This is a genomic window from Microbacterium sp. KSW4-4 (assembly GCF_023091185.1).
Lineage (GTDB): Bacteria > Actinomycetota > Actinomycetes > Actinomycetales > Microbacteriaceae > Microbacterium > Microbacterium paraoxydans.
Genome location: NZ_JAHWXJ010000001.1, coordinates 396,474 through 411,860 on the forward strand (window position 1 = coordinate 396,474; position 15,387 = coordinate 411,860).

A 15,387-nucleotide genomic window follows, 5' to 3' on the forward strand; every position below is an offset into this window, starting at 1 on the left:
AGGGACCGGCGTGGTGCTCGACCCTGGAATCAGGTCAGCGCGCAGAGCTTGTAGACAAGTCTACGACCTCGCGAGCGGCGGTGGCGACGTCCTCGTTCACGATGAGGTGGTCGAACTCGTTCTGCGCCGCCAGCTCGACCTTCGCGGTCCGCAGCCGGCGTGCTCGCTCCTCGGCGTCCTCGGTGCCACGGCCGACCAGTCGGTGCACCAGCTCGTCCCAGCTCGGCGGCAGGAGGAAGATGAGGGTCGCCGAGGGCTCGGCCTCGCGCACCTGACGCGCGCCCTGCAGGTCGATCTCCAGCAGCACGGTCTTCCCCTCGGCCAGGGCGGCGTCGATGGGAGCGCGCGGGGTGCCGTAGCGCGAGCGGTTGTGCACGACCGCGTATTCCAGCAGCTCGCCGTCGGCGATCAGGCGGTCGAACTCGGCGTCGTCCACGAAGTAGTAATGCACGCCGTCGATCTCGCCCGGGCGTGGCGGTCGGGTGGTCGCCGAGACGGACAGATGGATTTCGGGGTTGTTCTCGCGGATGTGCGCGGCGACGGTCCCCTTGCCCACCGCCGTGGGGCCGGCGAGGACGAGCAGTCGGCTGCGCGCCCCGCGGGGGGCGGGTACGGGGAACCGGTCGTCCAGCCACTCCTCCAGCACCCGGCGCTGCCGGGCGCCCAGCCCCCCGAGCCGCTTGACCGGCGAAATGTGGAGCTGCTCCAGCACGCGGTCGCGCTTCCCCGCGCCGATCGCCGGGAGGGCCAGGAGGAAGTCGGTGATGCGCATGGAGCCCTCGACCGAGTCCGGGTCGTCGGTCGCGCGATGCAGCACGGCCTGCGGAGTGACGACGCGCATCGTCAGATCCCGCTTGAGCGAGGCCCTGGCACGTCGTCTCTCGACCGCACGGCGGGCGGCGGCGGCCCTGTCGACCTCGGGGACGGTGCGGCGTTCCTCAGCCACGGCTGACCTCTCGATACTGGGCGGCACGGTCGGCGATCGTCTCGGCGAGGGCCGCCGGGCCCGCGGAGAGGAGGCTGCGGCTCTCGCTCGCGATCACCGAGGCGGCCTGGGGGCCGAAGCGGCGGGCGAGATCCGCGGGAGTGGCGCCCTGCGCGCCGAAGCCGGGGGCGAGGATCGGGGCGACGGGCGCGAACGGCACGAGGCCGGCATCCGCCGCGTCCACGGTGGCGCCGATGACGAAGCCGAAGCTCCCCCACTCCCCCTCGGGCGTCGCGGCGGCGTTCCGGCGCGACACCTCGGCGACCACGGCCGCGGACACGGTCTCGCCGTCCGCGGTCGTCGCGCGCTGCAGCACGGTCGCCTCGGGGTTGCTGGTCGCCGCGAGGACGAAGAGCCCCTTGCCGTGCTCCTCGGCCAGGGCGAACGCGCCCTCCAGCGCACCGACGCCGAGGTACGGGTTCACCGTCAGGGCGTCCGCCTCGAGCGGCGCACCGGCGGGCAGCCAGGCCTGAGCGTAATCGGCCATCGTCGATCCGATGTCCCCGCGCTTGGCATCGGCGATCACGAGCAGTCCGGCCGCCCGCGCGGCGGCGAGCACGTCCTCCAGCGCGGCGAACCCGGCGGCGCCGTACCGCTCGAAGAACGACACCTGCGGCTTCACGACACCGACGCGACCGGCGGCCGCCTCGACGGTACGGAGCCCGAACTCCCGGACTCCGGCGGCGTCGGCGGTCAGCCCCCACGCCGCCAGCAGAGCGGCGTGGGGGTCGATGCCGACACAGAGCGGACCGTGCGCCTCCAGAGCGGCGCGGGCTCGCCCGCCGAAGCGTTCCGTCATACCGCGGCCATCCGGTCCTGGGCGTACTCCTGCAGGCTCTTGACCTGGAAGCCCTCGTGCGCGGCGTCCATCCCGCTCACCGCCGCGCCGAGCACGGCGATGGTCGTGAAGAGCGCCTTGTCCGCGGCGACGGCGGCGGCGCGGATCTCGTAGCCGTCCGCGCGAGCGGCACCACCGGACGGGGTGTTCACGACGATGTCGATCTCCCCGTCGTTGATGAGGTCGACGATGTTCCGGGCTCCGCTCTCCTGGGTCTCGCTGTACTTCTCGACCACCGTGACGGCGATGCCGTTGCGGGACAGGATCTCCGCCGTGCCCTCGGTCGCCACGATCGTGAAGCCGAGCTGCTGGAGGCGGTGCGCCGGGAGGATGACCGCGCGCTTGTCGGAGTCGGCGACCGAGATGAACACGGTGCCCGAGGTCGGCATGCCGCCGTAGGCCGCAGCCTGGGACTTCGCGAACGCGGTCGGGAAGTCGCGGTCGATGCCCATGACCTCGCCGGTCGAGCGCATCTCCGGGCCGAGGACCGAGTCGACCGTCTTGCCGTCGGCGGTGCGGAACCGCTTGAAGGGCAGCACGGCCTCCTTGACCGAGACCGGGGCGTCCAGCGGGACGCGCGAGCCGTCCTGCGCGGGCAGCATCCCCTCGGCGCGGAGCTCGGCGATCGTGGAGCCGGCCATGATGCGGCTGGCGGCCTTCGCCATCGGGATGCCCAGCGCCTTGGAGACGAAGGGCACCGTGCGGCTCGCCCGGGGGTTGGCCTCGATGACGTAGAGCACGCCGGCGCTGATCGCGAACTGCACGTTCAGCAGACCGCGCACGCCCACGCCCTGTGCGATGGCGAGGGTGGCCTCGCGGACGCGGTCCACGTCGCTGCGGCCGAGCGAGACCGGCGGCAGCGTGCAGCTCGAGTCGCCGGAGTGGATGCCGGCCTCCTCCAGATGCTCCATGACGCCGCCGATGAAGAGGTCGGTGCCGTCGTACAGGGCGTCCACATCGAGCTCGATCGCATCGTCGAGGAAGCGGTCGACCAGGAGCGGCTTGCCCTCCTCGATCACGACCTCGCCGGCGGTCCGCACGAAGTAGTCGCGCAGTGCATCGGTGCCGTAGACGATCTCCATGCCCCGGCCGCCGAGCACGAAGCTCGGGCGCACGAGCACCGGGTAGCCGATCTCCTCGGCGATGCGCACCGCGCCCTCCACGTCGATCGCCGTGCCGTTACGCGGCGCGAGGAGCCCGGCCTCGTCGAGCAGGCGCGAGAACAGCTCGCGCTCCTCGGCCAGGTCGATGGCCTCCGGGCTTGTGCCCAGGACCGTGTAGCCGGCCGCCTCGATGCCCTTCGCGAGCCCGAGCGGGGTCTGCCCGCCGAGCTGGCAGACGACGCCGAGGATGGTGCCGCTCGCGGCCTCCGCGTCCAGCACCTCGAGCACGTCCTCGAGCGTCAGCGGCTCGAAGTACAGCCGGTCGGACGTGTCGTAGTCGGTCGACACGGTCTCCGGGTTGCAGTTGATCATCACGGTCTCGAAGCCCGCGTCGGACAGCGCGAACGAGGCGTGCACGCAGGAGTAGTCGAACTCGACGCCCTGACCGATGCGGTTCGGGCCGGAGCCGATGATGACGACCTTGGTGCGGTCGGACGGCGCGACCTCGGTCTCGGCGTCATAGCTCGAGTAGTGGTACGGCGTCAGCGCGGGGAACTCCCCTGCGCAGGTGTCGACCGTCTTGTAGACCGGGCGGATGCCCAGGCCGTGGCGTACGCCGCGGATCTCGGCCTCGCTCTCGCCGCGGAGCTGGGCGATCTGCGCGTCGGAGAAGCCGTGCTCCTTGGCGTAGCGCAGCGTCGCGTCGTCCAGCTCGCCGGCGGTGCGGACGACATCGGCGACCTCGTTGATGAGGACGATCTGGTCGAGGAACCAGGGGTCGATGGCCGTGGCCTCGAACGCCTGCTCGACGGTCGCGCCCTTGCGCAGCGCCTGCTGCAGGGTGACGATCCGGCCGTCGGTCGGGGTCTTCGCGATCTCGAGCAGTTCCTCGACGGTGCGCGGCTCCTCGCCCCAGTGGAAGCTGGAGCCCCGCTTCTCGAGCGACCGCAGCGCCTTCTGCAGTGCGGTGGCGTAGTTGCGGCCGATGGCCATCGCCTCGCCGACGGACTTCATGGTCGTGGTGAGGGTCGCGTCGGCGGCCGGGAACTTCTCGAACGCGAAGCGCGGGACCTTGACGACGACGTAGTCGAGCGTCGGCTCGAAGCTCGCCGGGGTCACGCCGGTGATGTCGTTCGGGATCTCGTCGAGGCGGTAGCCGAGGGCGAGCTTGGCCGCGAGCTTGGCGATCGGGAAGCCGGTGGCCTTCGAGGCCAGGGCGCTCGACCGGGAGACGCGCGGGTTCATCTCGATGACGATGATGCGCCCGTTCTCGGGGTTGACCGCGAACTGGATGTTGCAGCCACCGGTGTCCACGCCCACGGCGCGGATGATGTCGATGCCGATGTCGCGGAGCTTCTGGTACTCCCGGTCCGTCAGGGTCAGCGCCGGCGCCACCGTGATCGAGTCGCCGGTGTGCACGCCGACCGGGTCGACGTTCTCGATGGAGCAGACGACCACCGTGTTGTCGGCGGTGTCGCGCATGAGCTCGAGCTCGTACTCCTTCCAGCCGAGGATCGACTCCTCCAGGAGCACCTCGGTCGTCGGCGAGTCGCGCAGGCCGGCGCCGCCGATACGGCGCAGGTCCTCCTCGTCGTAGGCGAACCCGGAGCCCAGGCCGCCCATCGTGAAGGACGGGCGCACCACCAGCGGGTAGCCGAGCTGCTCGGCCCCGGCGAGGAGGTCGTCCATGGTGTGGGCGATGACGCTCTTGGCGACGTCCGCGCCCGCCTCGAGGACGAGCTCCTTGAAGACCTGACGGTCCTCGCCCTTCTTGATGGCGTCCACCTTCGCGCCGATGAGCTCGACGTCGTACTTCTCGAGGATCCCCTGCTCGTGCAGCGCCATCGCGGCGTTGAGCGCCGTCTGACCGCCGAGCGTCGGCAGGATCGCGTCGGGCTTCTCCTTCGCGATGATCGTCTCGATCACCGCAGGGGTGATCGGCTCGATGTACGTCGCGTCGGCGAAGTCGGGGTCGGTCATGATCGTCGCGGGGTTGGAGTTGACGAGGATGACCCGGACGCCCTCCTCACGGAGGACGCGGCACGCCTGGGTGCCGGAGTAGTCGAACTCGCAGGCCTGGCCGATGACGATCGGGCCGGAGCCGATGACGAGGACGGAGCGGATGTCGTCGCGCTTGGGCATTACTTTGCATCTCCCTGGGTGGGTCCCTGAGCGGGTCGAAGGGTCGCGATGACCATGTCGCGGAAGCGGTCGAAGAGGTAGTTGGCGTCGTGCGGTCCGGCCGCGGCCTCGGGGTGGTACTGCACCGAGAACGCGGGGATGTCGAGGGCGCGCAGGCCCTCCACGACGTTGTCGTTGAGGCCGACGTGGCTGACCTCGACCTTGCCGTAGCCGTGCGGGCTGTCGAAGGAGCCCTCCAGAGGCGCCTCGACGGCGAAGCCGTGGTTGTGCGCGGTGATCTCGACCTTGCCCGTCTGCTTGTCCAGCACGGGCTGGTTGATGCCGCGGTGGCCGAACGGCAGCTTGTACGTGCCGAGACCCAGGGCCCGGCCGAGGAGCTGGTTGCCGAAGCAGATCCCGAAGAAGGGCAGCCCGTCGTCGAGGACCGCGCGCAGCAGTTCGACGTGGTCGCCCGACGCCGCGGGGTCGCCGGGACCGTTCGAGTAGAAGACGGCGACCGGCTCGATCGCCCGGATCTCGTCGATGCCCACGTCCTGCGGGAGGACGTGCACGTCGAAGCCGCGGGCCGCGAGGTTGTCGATGGTCGCCTGCTTCACGCCGAGGTCGAGCACGGCGAGGTTGCCGATGCGCTCCCCCACCGCCGGGGCGACGGTCGCGCTCTGGACGGACACCTGCGCGGAGAGGTTGAGGCCGGTCATCTCCGGGGCCTCGCGGACGATGCGCAGCTGCTCCTCCGGGTCGAGCTCCGCCTCCGCACCCGAGAAGATGCCGCCCCGCATGGAGCCGGCCGAGCGGATGTGGCGGGTGACCGCGCGCGTGTCGATGCCGCTGATGCCGACGATGCCGTCCTCGACGAGGACGTCGTCGAGAGAGGCGTTCGCCCGCCAGTTCGAGACGACGCGCGAGGGGTCGCGCACGATGTAGCCGGCGACCCAGATGCGGCGGGACTCGGTGTCCTCGTCATTCATGCCGGTGTTGCCGATGTGCGGGGCGGTCTGCAAGACGATCTGCCCGGCGTAGGACGGGTCGGTGATGGTCTCCTGGTATCCCGACATGCCGGTGGCGAACACGACCTCGCCGAGGGTGCGCCCGCGCGCGCCGTACGCGCGTCCGCGGTGTCGGGTGCCGTCCTCCAGGACGAGGACGGCGGGGTCGGGAAGGCGTGCCGCAGAGGCCTGCGGGGAGGAAGTCGAGAGGGTCATGACGAGGCTCCTGTGTCAGGGGCGGCGGGGATGAGCCGCTGCAGGTCGGAGATGAGGGTCGGGAGGTCGCCGCCGGTGAGGCGCACATAGCTGTCGACGACGGTCGTGTCGTCGACGTGCCACGAGATGCGCACGAGCCCGCCGGGTTCCACGACGCGATCGATGGTGACGGTCGCGCGGTCGACGGAGACGAGGCGGTCGGCGGCGAGGAAGACGGTGGGGGCACCGTCGAGGGCCAGCGCGATGCCGCGGTCGGTCACAGCCAGCTCGCCGCGTGCGCGGAACGCCAGCGGGGTGATCGCGAGCCGTTCGAGGGGCTGCTCGTGCCGGGTGGTGGACACGTAGAGCACCTCGTCACGGCGCGTCACCTCCGCGTGCTCCGGCACCCCGAGCGGGGCCGTGTACGCGGCATCGCGCCGCACTCGTCGTCGCCAGGCGAACAGCATAGAGAGCAGGATCAGCAGCGCGACGGCGATGATGATCGCGACCGCGAGGTCCCGTGCGCTCATGCGCCGAGCTCCTCGACGACGGCGCCGCCGTCGACCGTGAGGACGCCGCCGTGCACCGTGTACTCCACGCGCCCGGGCAGTGCGCGGCCCAGGTAGGGCGAGTTCACGCTGCGCCCGTGCAGGTCCGCTGCGGTGAACACGCCGTCGACCGCGGGGTCGTACAGCGTGATGTGCGCGGGCCGCCCGGCAGTGAGGGGCGTGCCGTGGCCGGAGAGCCGGCCGATGCGGGCGGGCGTCGCACTCATGACCCGGGCCACGTCGGCCCAGTCGAGCAGGCCGGTCTGCACCATCGACTGGTGCACGACCCGCAGGGCGCTCTCCAGACCCACCATGCCGTTCGCGGCGGCCTGCCACTCGCACGCCTTGTGCTCGCTGGGGTGCGGTGCGTGATCGGTCGCGACGATGTCGATCGTGCCGTCGGCCAGACCCTCCCGGACCGCGAGGACGTCCTCTTCGCGGCGCAGCGGCGGGTTGACCTTGAATCGTGCGTCGTAGCCGCGGACGAGTTCGTCCGTGAGCAGCAGGTGGTGCGGCGTGACCTCCGCCGTCACGTTGACACCGCGCTTCTTGGCCCAGCGGATGATGTCGACGGAGCCTGCCGTCGAGAGGTGGCAGACATGCAGTCGCGAGCCGACGTGCTCGGCGAGGAGCACGTCGCGGGCGATGATCGACTCCTCGGCGACCGCGGGCCACCCAGCCAGCCCGAGCTCGGCCGAGACGGTGCCCTCGTTCATCTGGGCGCCCTCGGTGAGCCGCGGGTCCTGCGCATGCTGGGCGATGACGCCGTCGAAGGACTTCACGTACTCCAGAGCCCGGCGCATGATCAGCGGGTCCCACACGCAGAAGCCGTCGTCGCTGAAGACCCGAACCTGGGCACGGGAGGTGGCCATGGCGCCCAGCTCGGCGAGGCGCTCGCCCTTCTGCCCCACGGTGACGGCGCCGATCGGCTGCACGGTCGCGTAGCCGGCCGCCTCGCCGAGGGCGAGCTCCTGCTCGACCACGCCCGCCGTGTCGGCGACCGGGGAGGTGTTCGGCATCGCGAACACGGCGGTGAACCCGCCCGCGGCGGCCGCTCTGGTGCCGGTGAGGATCGTCTCAGAGGCCTCGAACCCCGGCTCGCGCAGGTGGGTGTGCAGGTCGACGAGGCCCGGCAGCGCGACCAGGCCCGCGGCGTCGATCACCCGCGCGCCGGTGCGGGTGAGCCCCGTCCCGACCTCGGCGATGACGCCGTCCTCGATCATGATGTCGGCGCCGTCCGCGCCGAGCAGCTGTGCACCGGTGATGACGAGGGTCTCGCTCACAGGTCTCCCCCTCGTTCGTCGTCTCGTTCTCCTGCCAGCAGCAGGTACAGCACCGCCATGCGCACGGAGACCCCGTTCGACACCTGTTCCAGCACCGTCGAACGGGGGGAATCGGCAGCTTCGGAGGAGATCTCCAGTCCCCGGTTCATGGGTCCGGGGTGCAGGACAATGCTACCGCCCGGCAGAGCCGCCACGCGCCGTGCGTCCAGGCCCCACCGGCGCGAATACTCCCGCTCAGTCGGGAAATACGCCGCGTTCATCCGCTCGAGCTGGATGCGCAGCATCATCACGGCGTCCGGCCCCTCCGCGAGGGCTTCGTCCAGGTCGTAGACCACGCGGACCGGCCACAGGGACACGTTCTGTGGAACCAGGGTCGGCGGCGACACGAGCGTGACCTCGGCGCCGAGCGTGGTGAGCAGCCAGACGTTGGAGCGCGCCACCCGCGAATGCAGCACGTCACCGACGATCGTCACCCGGAGACCGGAGAGGTCGCGTCCGCGGCTGTCCACGCCGAAGCGACGCTTGCGGATGGTGAAGGCGTCGAGGAGCGCCTGGGTGGGGTGCTCGTGGGTGCCGTCGCCCGCGTTGACGACGCCGGCGGAGATCCAGCCGCTCGTCGCCAGGGTCTGCGGCGCGCCGGAGCCGGGGTGCCGCACGACGACCGCGTCGGCACCGATGGCCTCGAGCGTCTGCGCGGTGTCCTTCAGGCTCTCGCCCTTGGAGACGCTGGAACCCTTGGCGGCGAAGTTGATGACGTCGGCGGACAGGCGCTTCGCGGCGGCCTCGAACGAGATGCGGGTGCGCGTCGAGTCCTCGAAGAAGAGGTTCACGACGGTCTTCCCGCGGAGCGTGGGAAGCTTCTTGACCTCGCGGGACTGCGTGTCGGCCATGTCCTCCGCGACATCGAGGATGCGCAGGGCGGTCGCTCTGTCGAGGGTGCGGGTGTCGAGGAGATGCCTCATTCGCCGATCGTCACCTCCTCGGCGCCGTCGTTCTCGAACAGACGCACGTTGACGCGCTCGGTGCGCGCGGAGGGGATGTTCTTGCCCACGAAGTCCGGGCGGATGGGAAGCTCCCGGTGTCCGCGGTCGATGAGGATCGCGAGCCGCACGACGGCGGGACGGCCGATCGACTGGAGGGCGTCGAGCGCGGCGCGGATGCTCCGGCCGGAGAACAGGACATCGTCGACGAGGACGACCGTCTTCCCGTCGATGCCGCCCGCGGGGATCTCCGTCGGCTGCGGCGATCGCGTCGGGTGCTTGGCGAGGTCGTCGCGGAAGAGCGTCACGTCGAGGGACCCGACGGGGACGGAGACCTGCGCGATCTCGCTGATCAGGGCGGCGAGCCGATGGCCCAGCGTCACGCCGCGGGTCGGAATGCCCAGCAGGACGAGGTCGTCGGCCCCGCGATTGGACTCGAGGATCTCGTGCGCGATCCGGGTCAGCGCTCGTGAGATGTCGGCTTGGTGCAACACAGTGCGCACACCCATCAGCCGCTCCCTTCTCCGCCTCACAGGACGGTGTTAAAGGTTGCTTGTGATCTCAGTCTATCGGAGGGATCAGACGCCTACGACCTCGACACCGCGCTCTCTGGCGACCGTCGCGAGACGACGGTCGAAGGTCGCCAGCGTCGCGCCGAACGCCTCCGCTGTGACGAGTACCGCGCAGGCCGGGAGCTTCAGGGAGGTCGCGGCGCGGAGCCGCGCGATATGGACCGGTTCGTCGACCGTCTCCTCCCGACGCAGCAGCCCGAGGGAGTCGATCTTGGCGAGATCGGCGAGCTCTGTGCCCATCCGCGCCGGATGCACGAGCGCCTCCGCGAGGGTGATCGGGTGGATCAGAAGGTCTTCCTCGGTATCGAGGATGTCGAACGCCGCCTCCTGGTGGACATCGTCGGTGGAAAGGTGCGCGATGAGGACACCGGCGTCCACGACGATCACTCCGGCCAGTCCTTCCGGAGAGCGTCGAGATACCCCGGTGGATAGGCGATCGATCCCCGTGTCGCCTCAAGCGCCGCCCGCCGGGTCGCGCGCCGGTGGGATCCTCGCTCTGCGAGCCGCTCCGCCCCCAGCACCGCGAGCCTCGCCACCTGCTCCGACTTCGGCAGTCCTGGCCACTCGCTTTCCGCGAGTTCCAGCGCCTCGCGCAGCGCGGCGGTCTGCGTCACCTGGATGCGGGTCAGAGCGGTCGGCATCGCCTCACTGTACCACCGGCTGCACTCGGTGGTACAGGCGCAGATCAGCTCGCCTCGCGGAGCACCGGATCCGTCACGTCGTCGATCTTCGAGGAGCGGATCGGGTGGCCGCTCGTGGAGAGGCAGCGTCCGGTCTTCAGGTCCCACTTCCAGTCGTGCATGCTGCACGTGAGGATGCCGTCCTCGTCGACCTTCCCGGTCTTGGTGAGGTCGGCGCGCAGGTGCGGGCAGCGGCGCTGGACGACCCAGTCGCCGATCTCCGCGTCCTCGGTCTGGTCGGTCTGCTCCTGGTACCAGTTCTCGACGTACTCGATCCGGTCGACCGAGAGGCACTTCAGGAACGTGGTGAGGAACTCGTTGAACTTGCCGCTGCGGCCGACCGAGAACTGCATCGACAGGAAGATCGAGTTCGACCAGTCGATCTCGTGGTCGCGGATGTTCGTCGAGACGAGGTCGGCCGGGATCGTGTACCAGTACACGCACTCCTCCCCCGCGTACTCGCGGACCTTGGCGCGCGGGAAGTCGACCACCATGTCCAGCTCCCCGATGCGGAAGCGGACGTGCCCGCCGACGCCGAGGCGGATGGTGCGCGACTTCTTCAGCAGCGGCTCCCACCATTCCTTGATCGCGGCCAGCATCTCGTCCGGCGGGATGATCTCGGCGCGCGAGGCCTCCTCGTCGCGGATCTCCTGCTGGCGGGTCGCGCGCTGCTCCTCCAGGTACTCCCACTTCTCGTCGAAGATGTGGGCGAGCTCGGCCTCGGTGTAGAGCGTCTGCTCGGTGGTCACCGCACCGCCGTCGATCGTGACGAGAGTGCCGGGGACGAAGAGCTGCCCGTCGTACTTCGGGGCCAGCTCCTTCATGTGCGCGATGAACTGCTTCTGGTCCGTGAAGATGGACTCGCCGTTGCGGCCCATCCCGTTGAAGTCGAAGAGGTCGTCGCGCAGGAACATGGGCGGACCCGCCATCGGGAAGACATGCGGAGCGTCGACCTTCTCGATGTAGTACATCGCGCGCTTGTTCTGCGCCTCGCGCTTGAGGCGGGCGAAGTTCTGCTTCGCATCCAGCGGGAGGTCGTAGACCATGGGCCACCAGATCGCTCCGGAGACCTGCGTGAAGTAGGCGTCGGGCTTCCCGAAGTGCAGCAGCTTGTCGAGGTCGAGCGGGTGCGAGTCGTTCTGGTTCAGCATCGAGCCGGTGCCGTCGTCGACGCTGAGCGACGAGTCGCCGATCGGGCCGTCGCTCGGAGCGCGCAGCGGGGTGATCATCATCTTGAGCGCTCCGCGCTCGATGATCTCGCCAGCGGGCGCGTAGGTGATGTTCGTGTAGCCGAGCGCCCGGATGTCCTGCTCCAGGTCGTCGATCGGATACTCCGGCAGGAGCACCTCGATGTCCTTGCGGATGTACCGCTCCAGCAGCGCCGGGTCGAAGTGGTCGCGGTGCCGGTGCGAGATGTAGAGGAAGTCAGCTTCACGACCGTAGCGCTCCCAGTCGAGGGCACGGTTGTCCGGGAACGGGAACCAGGACCCGAAGAAGGACGGGCCGAGCACCGGGTCGCAGATGATGTTGCCGCCCACCGTCTCGATGAACATGCCGGCGTGGCCGAGTCCCGTGATCCGCATTGCATTCCTCTCGAAGATGAACCGTTCGATTGTACCGACGGCTCCCTGAGCGCCCGGCGGGACGGGCCGGGGAAAACGGTCTAGTCGTCGAAGAGACCGCGGATGTCGTCCGCCGTGAGCGCCTGGGCGAAGAGCGCGTCATCATCGAGCACGGCGGTGAACAGGCGGGCCTTGCGGCGTTGCAGCGCGAGGACCTTCTCCTCGATCGTTCCGCTGGCGATCATGCGGTAGACGAACACCTGGCTGCGCTGGCCGATGCGGTGCGTGCGGTCGACGGCCTGGGCCTCGGCGGCGGGGTTCCACCACGGGTCGAGGAGGAACACGTAGTCGGCCTCGGTCAGCGTGAGCCCGAACCCGCCGGCCTTCAGGCTGATGAGGAAGACGGGCTGCTCCCCCTCCGCGAAGTCCGCGACCACCTGCTCGCGATGACGCGTCGAGCCGTCGAGGTGCGCGTACGGGATGCCGGCGGCGTCCAGACGCGCGGCCGCCATGTCGAGGAAGGACGTGAACTGGCTGAACACGAGCGCGCGGTGCCCCTCCGCCTGCAGCTCGACGATCCGCTCCAGGAGCTCGTCAAGCTTGCGGGAGCCGAGGCGCGCGTCGGCCGGGTCGATCAGCGCCGGAGCGAGACTCAGCATCCGCAGCAGCGTCAGGGAGCGGAACACGATGAAGCGGTTGCGGTCGAGATCCTCCAGCAGGCCGAGCACCTTCTGCCGCTCCCGCTGCAGCACCGTCTCGTAGAGCTCGCGATGCCCGGCGCTCAGCTCGATCTCCAGCACCTGCTCCTGCTTCGGCGGGAGGTCCGGGGCGACGAGTTCCTTGGTGCGGCGGAGCACGAGCGGGCGGATCCGTCGTCGGAGCTGCGCGAGGCGGCGCTGCCGGTACGGTCCGCCCTCCGCGTTCTCCGGGACCTTCCCCTGCTCGATCGGCTGGATGTAGTGCTCGCGGAACTTCCGCGCGGAAGCGAACAGGCCGGGTGCCGTGAGCTTCAGCAGCGCCCAGAGCTCCTCGAGGCTGTTCTCCAGCGGCGTGCCCGTGACCGCGATGGTGACGTCGGCCGGGAAACGCGCGACGGCACGATGCAGCTTCGTCGCCGGGTTCTTCACGAACTGGGCCTCGTCGAGGATCAGCCCGGCCCAGGTGACGCCCGCGAACCCCTCCTCGTCGAGCCGCGCGACCGCGTAGGTGGTGAGCACCACGTCGGCCTCGCGAGCCACGGCGGCCACGGCAGGCCCGGCGGTGGAGTCCCGGGTGATCACGCGGAGACCCGGAGCGAACCGCGCCGCCTCGGTGCGCCAGGTGGCCAGCACGGATGTCGGCACCACCACGAGGAAAGGGCGTCCCTCCCCCGCCGCACGGGCATGCAGGATGAGCGCGAGCAGCTGGACCGTCTTCCCGAGACCCATGTCGTCGGCGAGGACGCCGCCGAGCCGGTGCGACCAGAGGAACGCGAGCCAGTCCAGCCCCTCCTTCTGGTACGGCCGCAACTGTGCGGTGAGTCCCGGAGGGATCCGCACCGCCGGTACCGCGGTGGCGCTGCGCAGTCCCTCGGCGGTGGCCCGCCAGCTCACCGCGGGAAGGGCCTCGTCCGCCAGATCCTCGAACTCCTCCCACAGATCCGTCTGATGACGGCTGATCCGCGGGCCCGTCTCCCACTCGTCCAGATCCCCGGCCTCGTCGAGGAGGTCGCGCAGGCGGTCGAGCGCCGGGTGGTTCAGGGAGAAGTAGCTGCCGTCGACGAGCAGGAGCTTTCGCCGGCCCGCGCTCAGCGCCGTGAACAGCGGCTCGAAGGGAATGTTCCGCCCGTCGATGCGGACGATCACGCCGAGGTCGAACCAGTCCGGGTCGGTGCTCTCCACGGTCGAGACCGTGATCTCCGGCTCCCCGGCGAGCTCGCGATACGTCTTGCGGCGGCCCGACACCTCCACCTCGACGCCCTCCGCCTCCACGGCGGGGACGACGCGCGTCATGAACTCCGCGGCCTCCACGTCGTGGAACGCCCCCGCGGGGGCGAACGCGACGCCGTGCTCCTGCCAGACGTTCCGGATCCGATGCGTCACAGAGGCTTCGGCCTCCGGATCGCGCACGGCCTCCGGACCCGGCGTGAACGGCACCCGCCCGAAGCCGCGATAGTCCCACTCGACGGTGTACTCCACGGTGTCTCCGCGACGGAACGCCACCCGGAGCACGGCACGGGGCGGTGGGAGGTCGGGGAGCGCGACGCGGCCGACCGCGCGGACGGGGAGACGGCGCGCGAGGAGTGGGTAGGCGTCCTGGAGGAAGGCCGCCTCCTCCGCCGCGGGGACGACGAGCATCCCGGCCCGGAGCAGCGACGGCGCGGGCCCCGCGAGCGGAAGCTCCGCGAGCGTCACCTGCAGGCGCGACCCGCTCTGTGCGACCTCGTACACGCCGGAGCGCCCGAGGGCGCGGATGCTGCCCGGCGGCGTCTCGCGCCCGTCCAGGGTCACGACCGGACGGACGACGAGGCCGCCGTCGTCGTCACGGGACACAGTCGCCGTCAGTTCCGCGGTGTCGGCGAGGACGAGCCTCGTCGACCGCTGCGCCGCCACGAGCGGGATGCCGAGGTCGGTCGCCGACCGCAGATGCCCCCAGAGGAGCCGCGACTCGATCAGGTCGGCGACGAGCCAGTCCCCCGCCGTGCCGGAGAGCAGCGTGTCGCGCGCGATGCTCAGCAGATCGGCGAACCACCGCGACCGTTCCCGACCGTACTGGTCCGGCGCGCGGCGGACCGCGTCCCAGGTGGCGGAGCCGAGCACCCAGGACCCCGTCGCCGCGCTCCGCTCCAGCGGACGGATGCCGAGGAGGATCTCCCCCACACCCTTGGCGACGTCGCGGGGGGTCGCGGTGCGCTGCGGGCGTGATGCCCACGGATTGGCTCCTCGGGCGTCGCGGACGCGCACCTCGAACCCGAGGGCGAGCGGGGTCGCCGCCGCCGGAGCAGCGCCGGCGTCGAACAGGGCACGCCAATCCCGCGCGCCGTCTCCCGGGGTGGCGGAGGCGGGCGGGCGGATCATGACACGATCCTGCCCGCCACCGCCGACACCGCCGCTGCGGCGCTCAGGCCGAGCGGGCGACGCGGGCGAGCACGCCGTGCACGAACGCGCCCGACTCGTCGGTGGAGAACTCCTTCGCGAGCTCCACCGCCTCGTCGATCGCGACCGCGGTCGGCACCTCGTCGTTGTAGAGGATCTCCCACGCGCCGATGCGCAGCAGGGCGCGGTCGACGGCGGGCATCCGCTCGAGCTTCCAGTCGCGGCTGTGCGTCGTGATCTGCTCGTCGATCTCGTCGCGCTGGTCGATGATGCCGTCGACGATCTCGCGGGCGTACAGCCACGACGCCTCGCGTGCGGGCTCGTTCGCCGCGCGCTTCGCCTCGGCGGCGAGGGCCACCGCGACCTCGTCGCCGCGGACGTCGGCGGAGAACAGGATGTCGAGCGCGCGCTTGCGCGCCTTCGTGCGGGCGCTCACGCC

The 15,387-nt window shown here is 70.6% G+C and carries 13 protein-coding genes; all 13 read right to left on the minus strand.

Annotated features, from left to right (window positions below; all coding sequences use genetic code 11):
* Positions 1-34: 34 nt before the first annotated feature.
* Positions 35-946, minus strand: a complete 912-nt coding sequence (gmk, locus tag KZC57_RS01975) for a guanylate kinase (protein ID WP_060922167.1) — start codon at positions 944-946, stop codon at positions 35-37.
* Positions 939-1,784: an orotidine-5'-phosphate decarboxylase gene (gene pyrF, locus KZC57_RS01980; protein ID WP_105949852.1), complete on the minus strand. Its 846-nt coding sequence runs from the start codon at positions 1,782-1,784 to the stop codon at positions 939-941. The genes gmk and pyrF overlap by 8 nt, the downstream gene beginning before the upstream one ends.
* On the minus strand, positions 1,781-5,068 hold the full coding sequence (carB, locus tag KZC57_RS01985) for a carbamoyl-phosphate synthase large subunit (RefSeq protein WP_247640926.1): 3,288 nt from the start codon (positions 5,066-5,068) through the stop codon (positions 1,781-1,783). Before carB ends, pyrF begins: the two co-directional genes overlap by 4 nt.
* Positions 5,068-6,270, minus strand: a complete 1,203-nt coding sequence (gene carA, locus KZC57_RS01990; protein WP_247640927.1) for a glutamine-hydrolyzing carbamoyl-phosphate synthase small subunit — start codon at positions 6,268-6,270, stop codon at positions 5,068-5,070. Before carA ends, carB begins: the two co-directional genes overlap by 1 nt.
* The gene (locus KZC57_RS01995; RefSeq protein WP_062634504.1) at positions 6,267-6,779 is read right to left on the minus strand and encodes a hypothetical protein; all 513 of its coding nucleotides are present in this window, start codon (positions 6,777-6,779) and stop codon (positions 6,267-6,269) included. The genes carA and KZC57_RS01995 overlap by 4 nt, the downstream gene beginning before the upstream one ends.
* The gene (locus KZC57_RS02000) at positions 6,776-8,080 is read right to left on the minus strand and encodes a dihydroorotase (protein ID WP_247640928.1); all 1,305 of its coding nucleotides are present in this window, start codon (positions 8,078-8,080) and stop codon (positions 6,776-6,778) included. Before KZC57_RS02000 ends, KZC57_RS01995 begins: the two co-directional genes overlap by 4 nt.
* A complete protein-coding gene (locus KZC57_RS02005) occupies positions 8,077-9,042 on the minus strand; it encodes an aspartate carbamoyltransferase catalytic subunit (protein WP_060922161.1) in 966 nt (321 codons plus the stop codon). Before KZC57_RS02005 ends, KZC57_RS02000 begins: the two co-directional genes overlap by 4 nt.
* Positions 9,039-9,569, minus strand: a complete 531-nt coding sequence (gene pyrR, locus KZC57_RS02010) for a bifunctional pyr operon transcriptional regulator/uracil phosphoribosyltransferase PyrR (protein ID WP_025103498.1) — start codon at positions 9,567-9,569, stop codon at positions 9,039-9,041. Before pyrR ends, KZC57_RS02005 begins: the two co-directional genes overlap by 4 nt.
* Positions 9,570-9,638: 69 nt before the next feature.
* Positions 9,639-10,019, minus strand: a complete 381-nt coding sequence (locus KZC57_RS02015; protein WP_158698536.1) for a PIN domain-containing protein — start codon at positions 10,017-10,019, stop codon at positions 9,639-9,641.
* Positions 10,016-10,273, minus strand: coding sequence for a hypothetical protein (locus tag KZC57_RS02020; RefSeq protein ID WP_060922159.1), 258 nt, complete (start codon positions 10,271-10,273; stop codon positions 10,016-10,018). The genes KZC57_RS02015 and KZC57_RS02020 overlap by 4 nt, the downstream gene beginning before the upstream one ends.
* Before the next feature lie 44 nt (positions 10,274-10,317).
* Entirely contained in the window at positions 10,318-11,895 is a 1,578-nt protein-coding gene (locus KZC57_RS02025; protein ID WP_025103499.1) for a Rieske 2Fe-2S domain-containing protein, read from the minus strand.
* Between the two features lie 80 nt (positions 11,896-11,975).
* On the minus strand, positions 11,976-14,930 hold the full coding sequence (locus KZC57_RS02030; protein ID WP_247640929.1) for a DEAD/DEAH box helicase: 2,955 nt from the start codon (positions 14,928-14,930) through the stop codon (positions 11,976-11,978).
* A 43-nt stretch (positions 14,931-14,973) separates the two neighbouring features.
* Positions 14,974-15,384 (minus strand): transcription antitermination factor NusB, encoded by a 411-nt coding sequence (nusB, locus tag KZC57_RS02035; RefSeq protein ID WP_060922157.1) that lies wholly within the window; start codon positions 15,382-15,384, stop codon positions 14,974-14,976.
* Between the last annotated feature and the right edge of the window lie 3 nt (positions 15,385-15,387).

Bases quoted from the DNA above. Each gene is read 5' to 3' on its own strand.
- pyrF (WP_105949852.1), bottom strand. From the start codon at position 1,784: ATGACGGAACGCTTCGGCGGGCGAGCCCGCGCCGCTCTGGAGGCGCAC.
- KZC57_RS02025 (WP_025103499.1), bottom strand. From the start codon at position 11,895: ATGCGGATCACGGGACTCGGCCACGCCGGCATGTTCATCGAGACGGTG.
- KZC57_RS02005 (WP_060922161.1), bottom strand. From the start codon at position 9,042: ATGAGGCATCTCCTCGACACCCGCACCCTCGACAGAGCGACCGCCCTG.
- KZC57_RS01995 (WP_062634504.1), bottom strand. From the start codon at position 6,779: ATGAGCGCACGGGACCTCGCGGTCGCGATCATCATCGCCGTCGCGCTG.
- KZC57_RS02020 (WP_060922159.1), bottom strand. From the start codon at position 10,273: ATGCCGACCGCTCTGACCCGCATCCAGGTGACGCAGACCGCCGCGCTG.
- pyrR (WP_025103498.1), bottom strand. From the start codon at position 9,569: ATGGGTGTGCGCACTGTGTTGCACCAAGCCGACATCTCACGAGCGCTG.
- KZC57_RS02030 (WP_247640929.1), bottom strand. From the start codon at position 14,930: ATGATCCGCCCGCCCGCCTCCGCCACCCCGGGAGACGGCGCGCGGGAT.
- carA (WP_247640927.1), bottom strand. From the start codon at position 6,270: ATGACCCTCTCGACTTCCTCCCCGCAGGCCTCTGCGGCACGCCTTCCC.
- carB (WP_247640926.1), bottom strand. From the start codon at position 5,068: ATGCCCAAGCGCGACGACATCCGCTCCGTCCTCGTCATCGGCTCCGGC.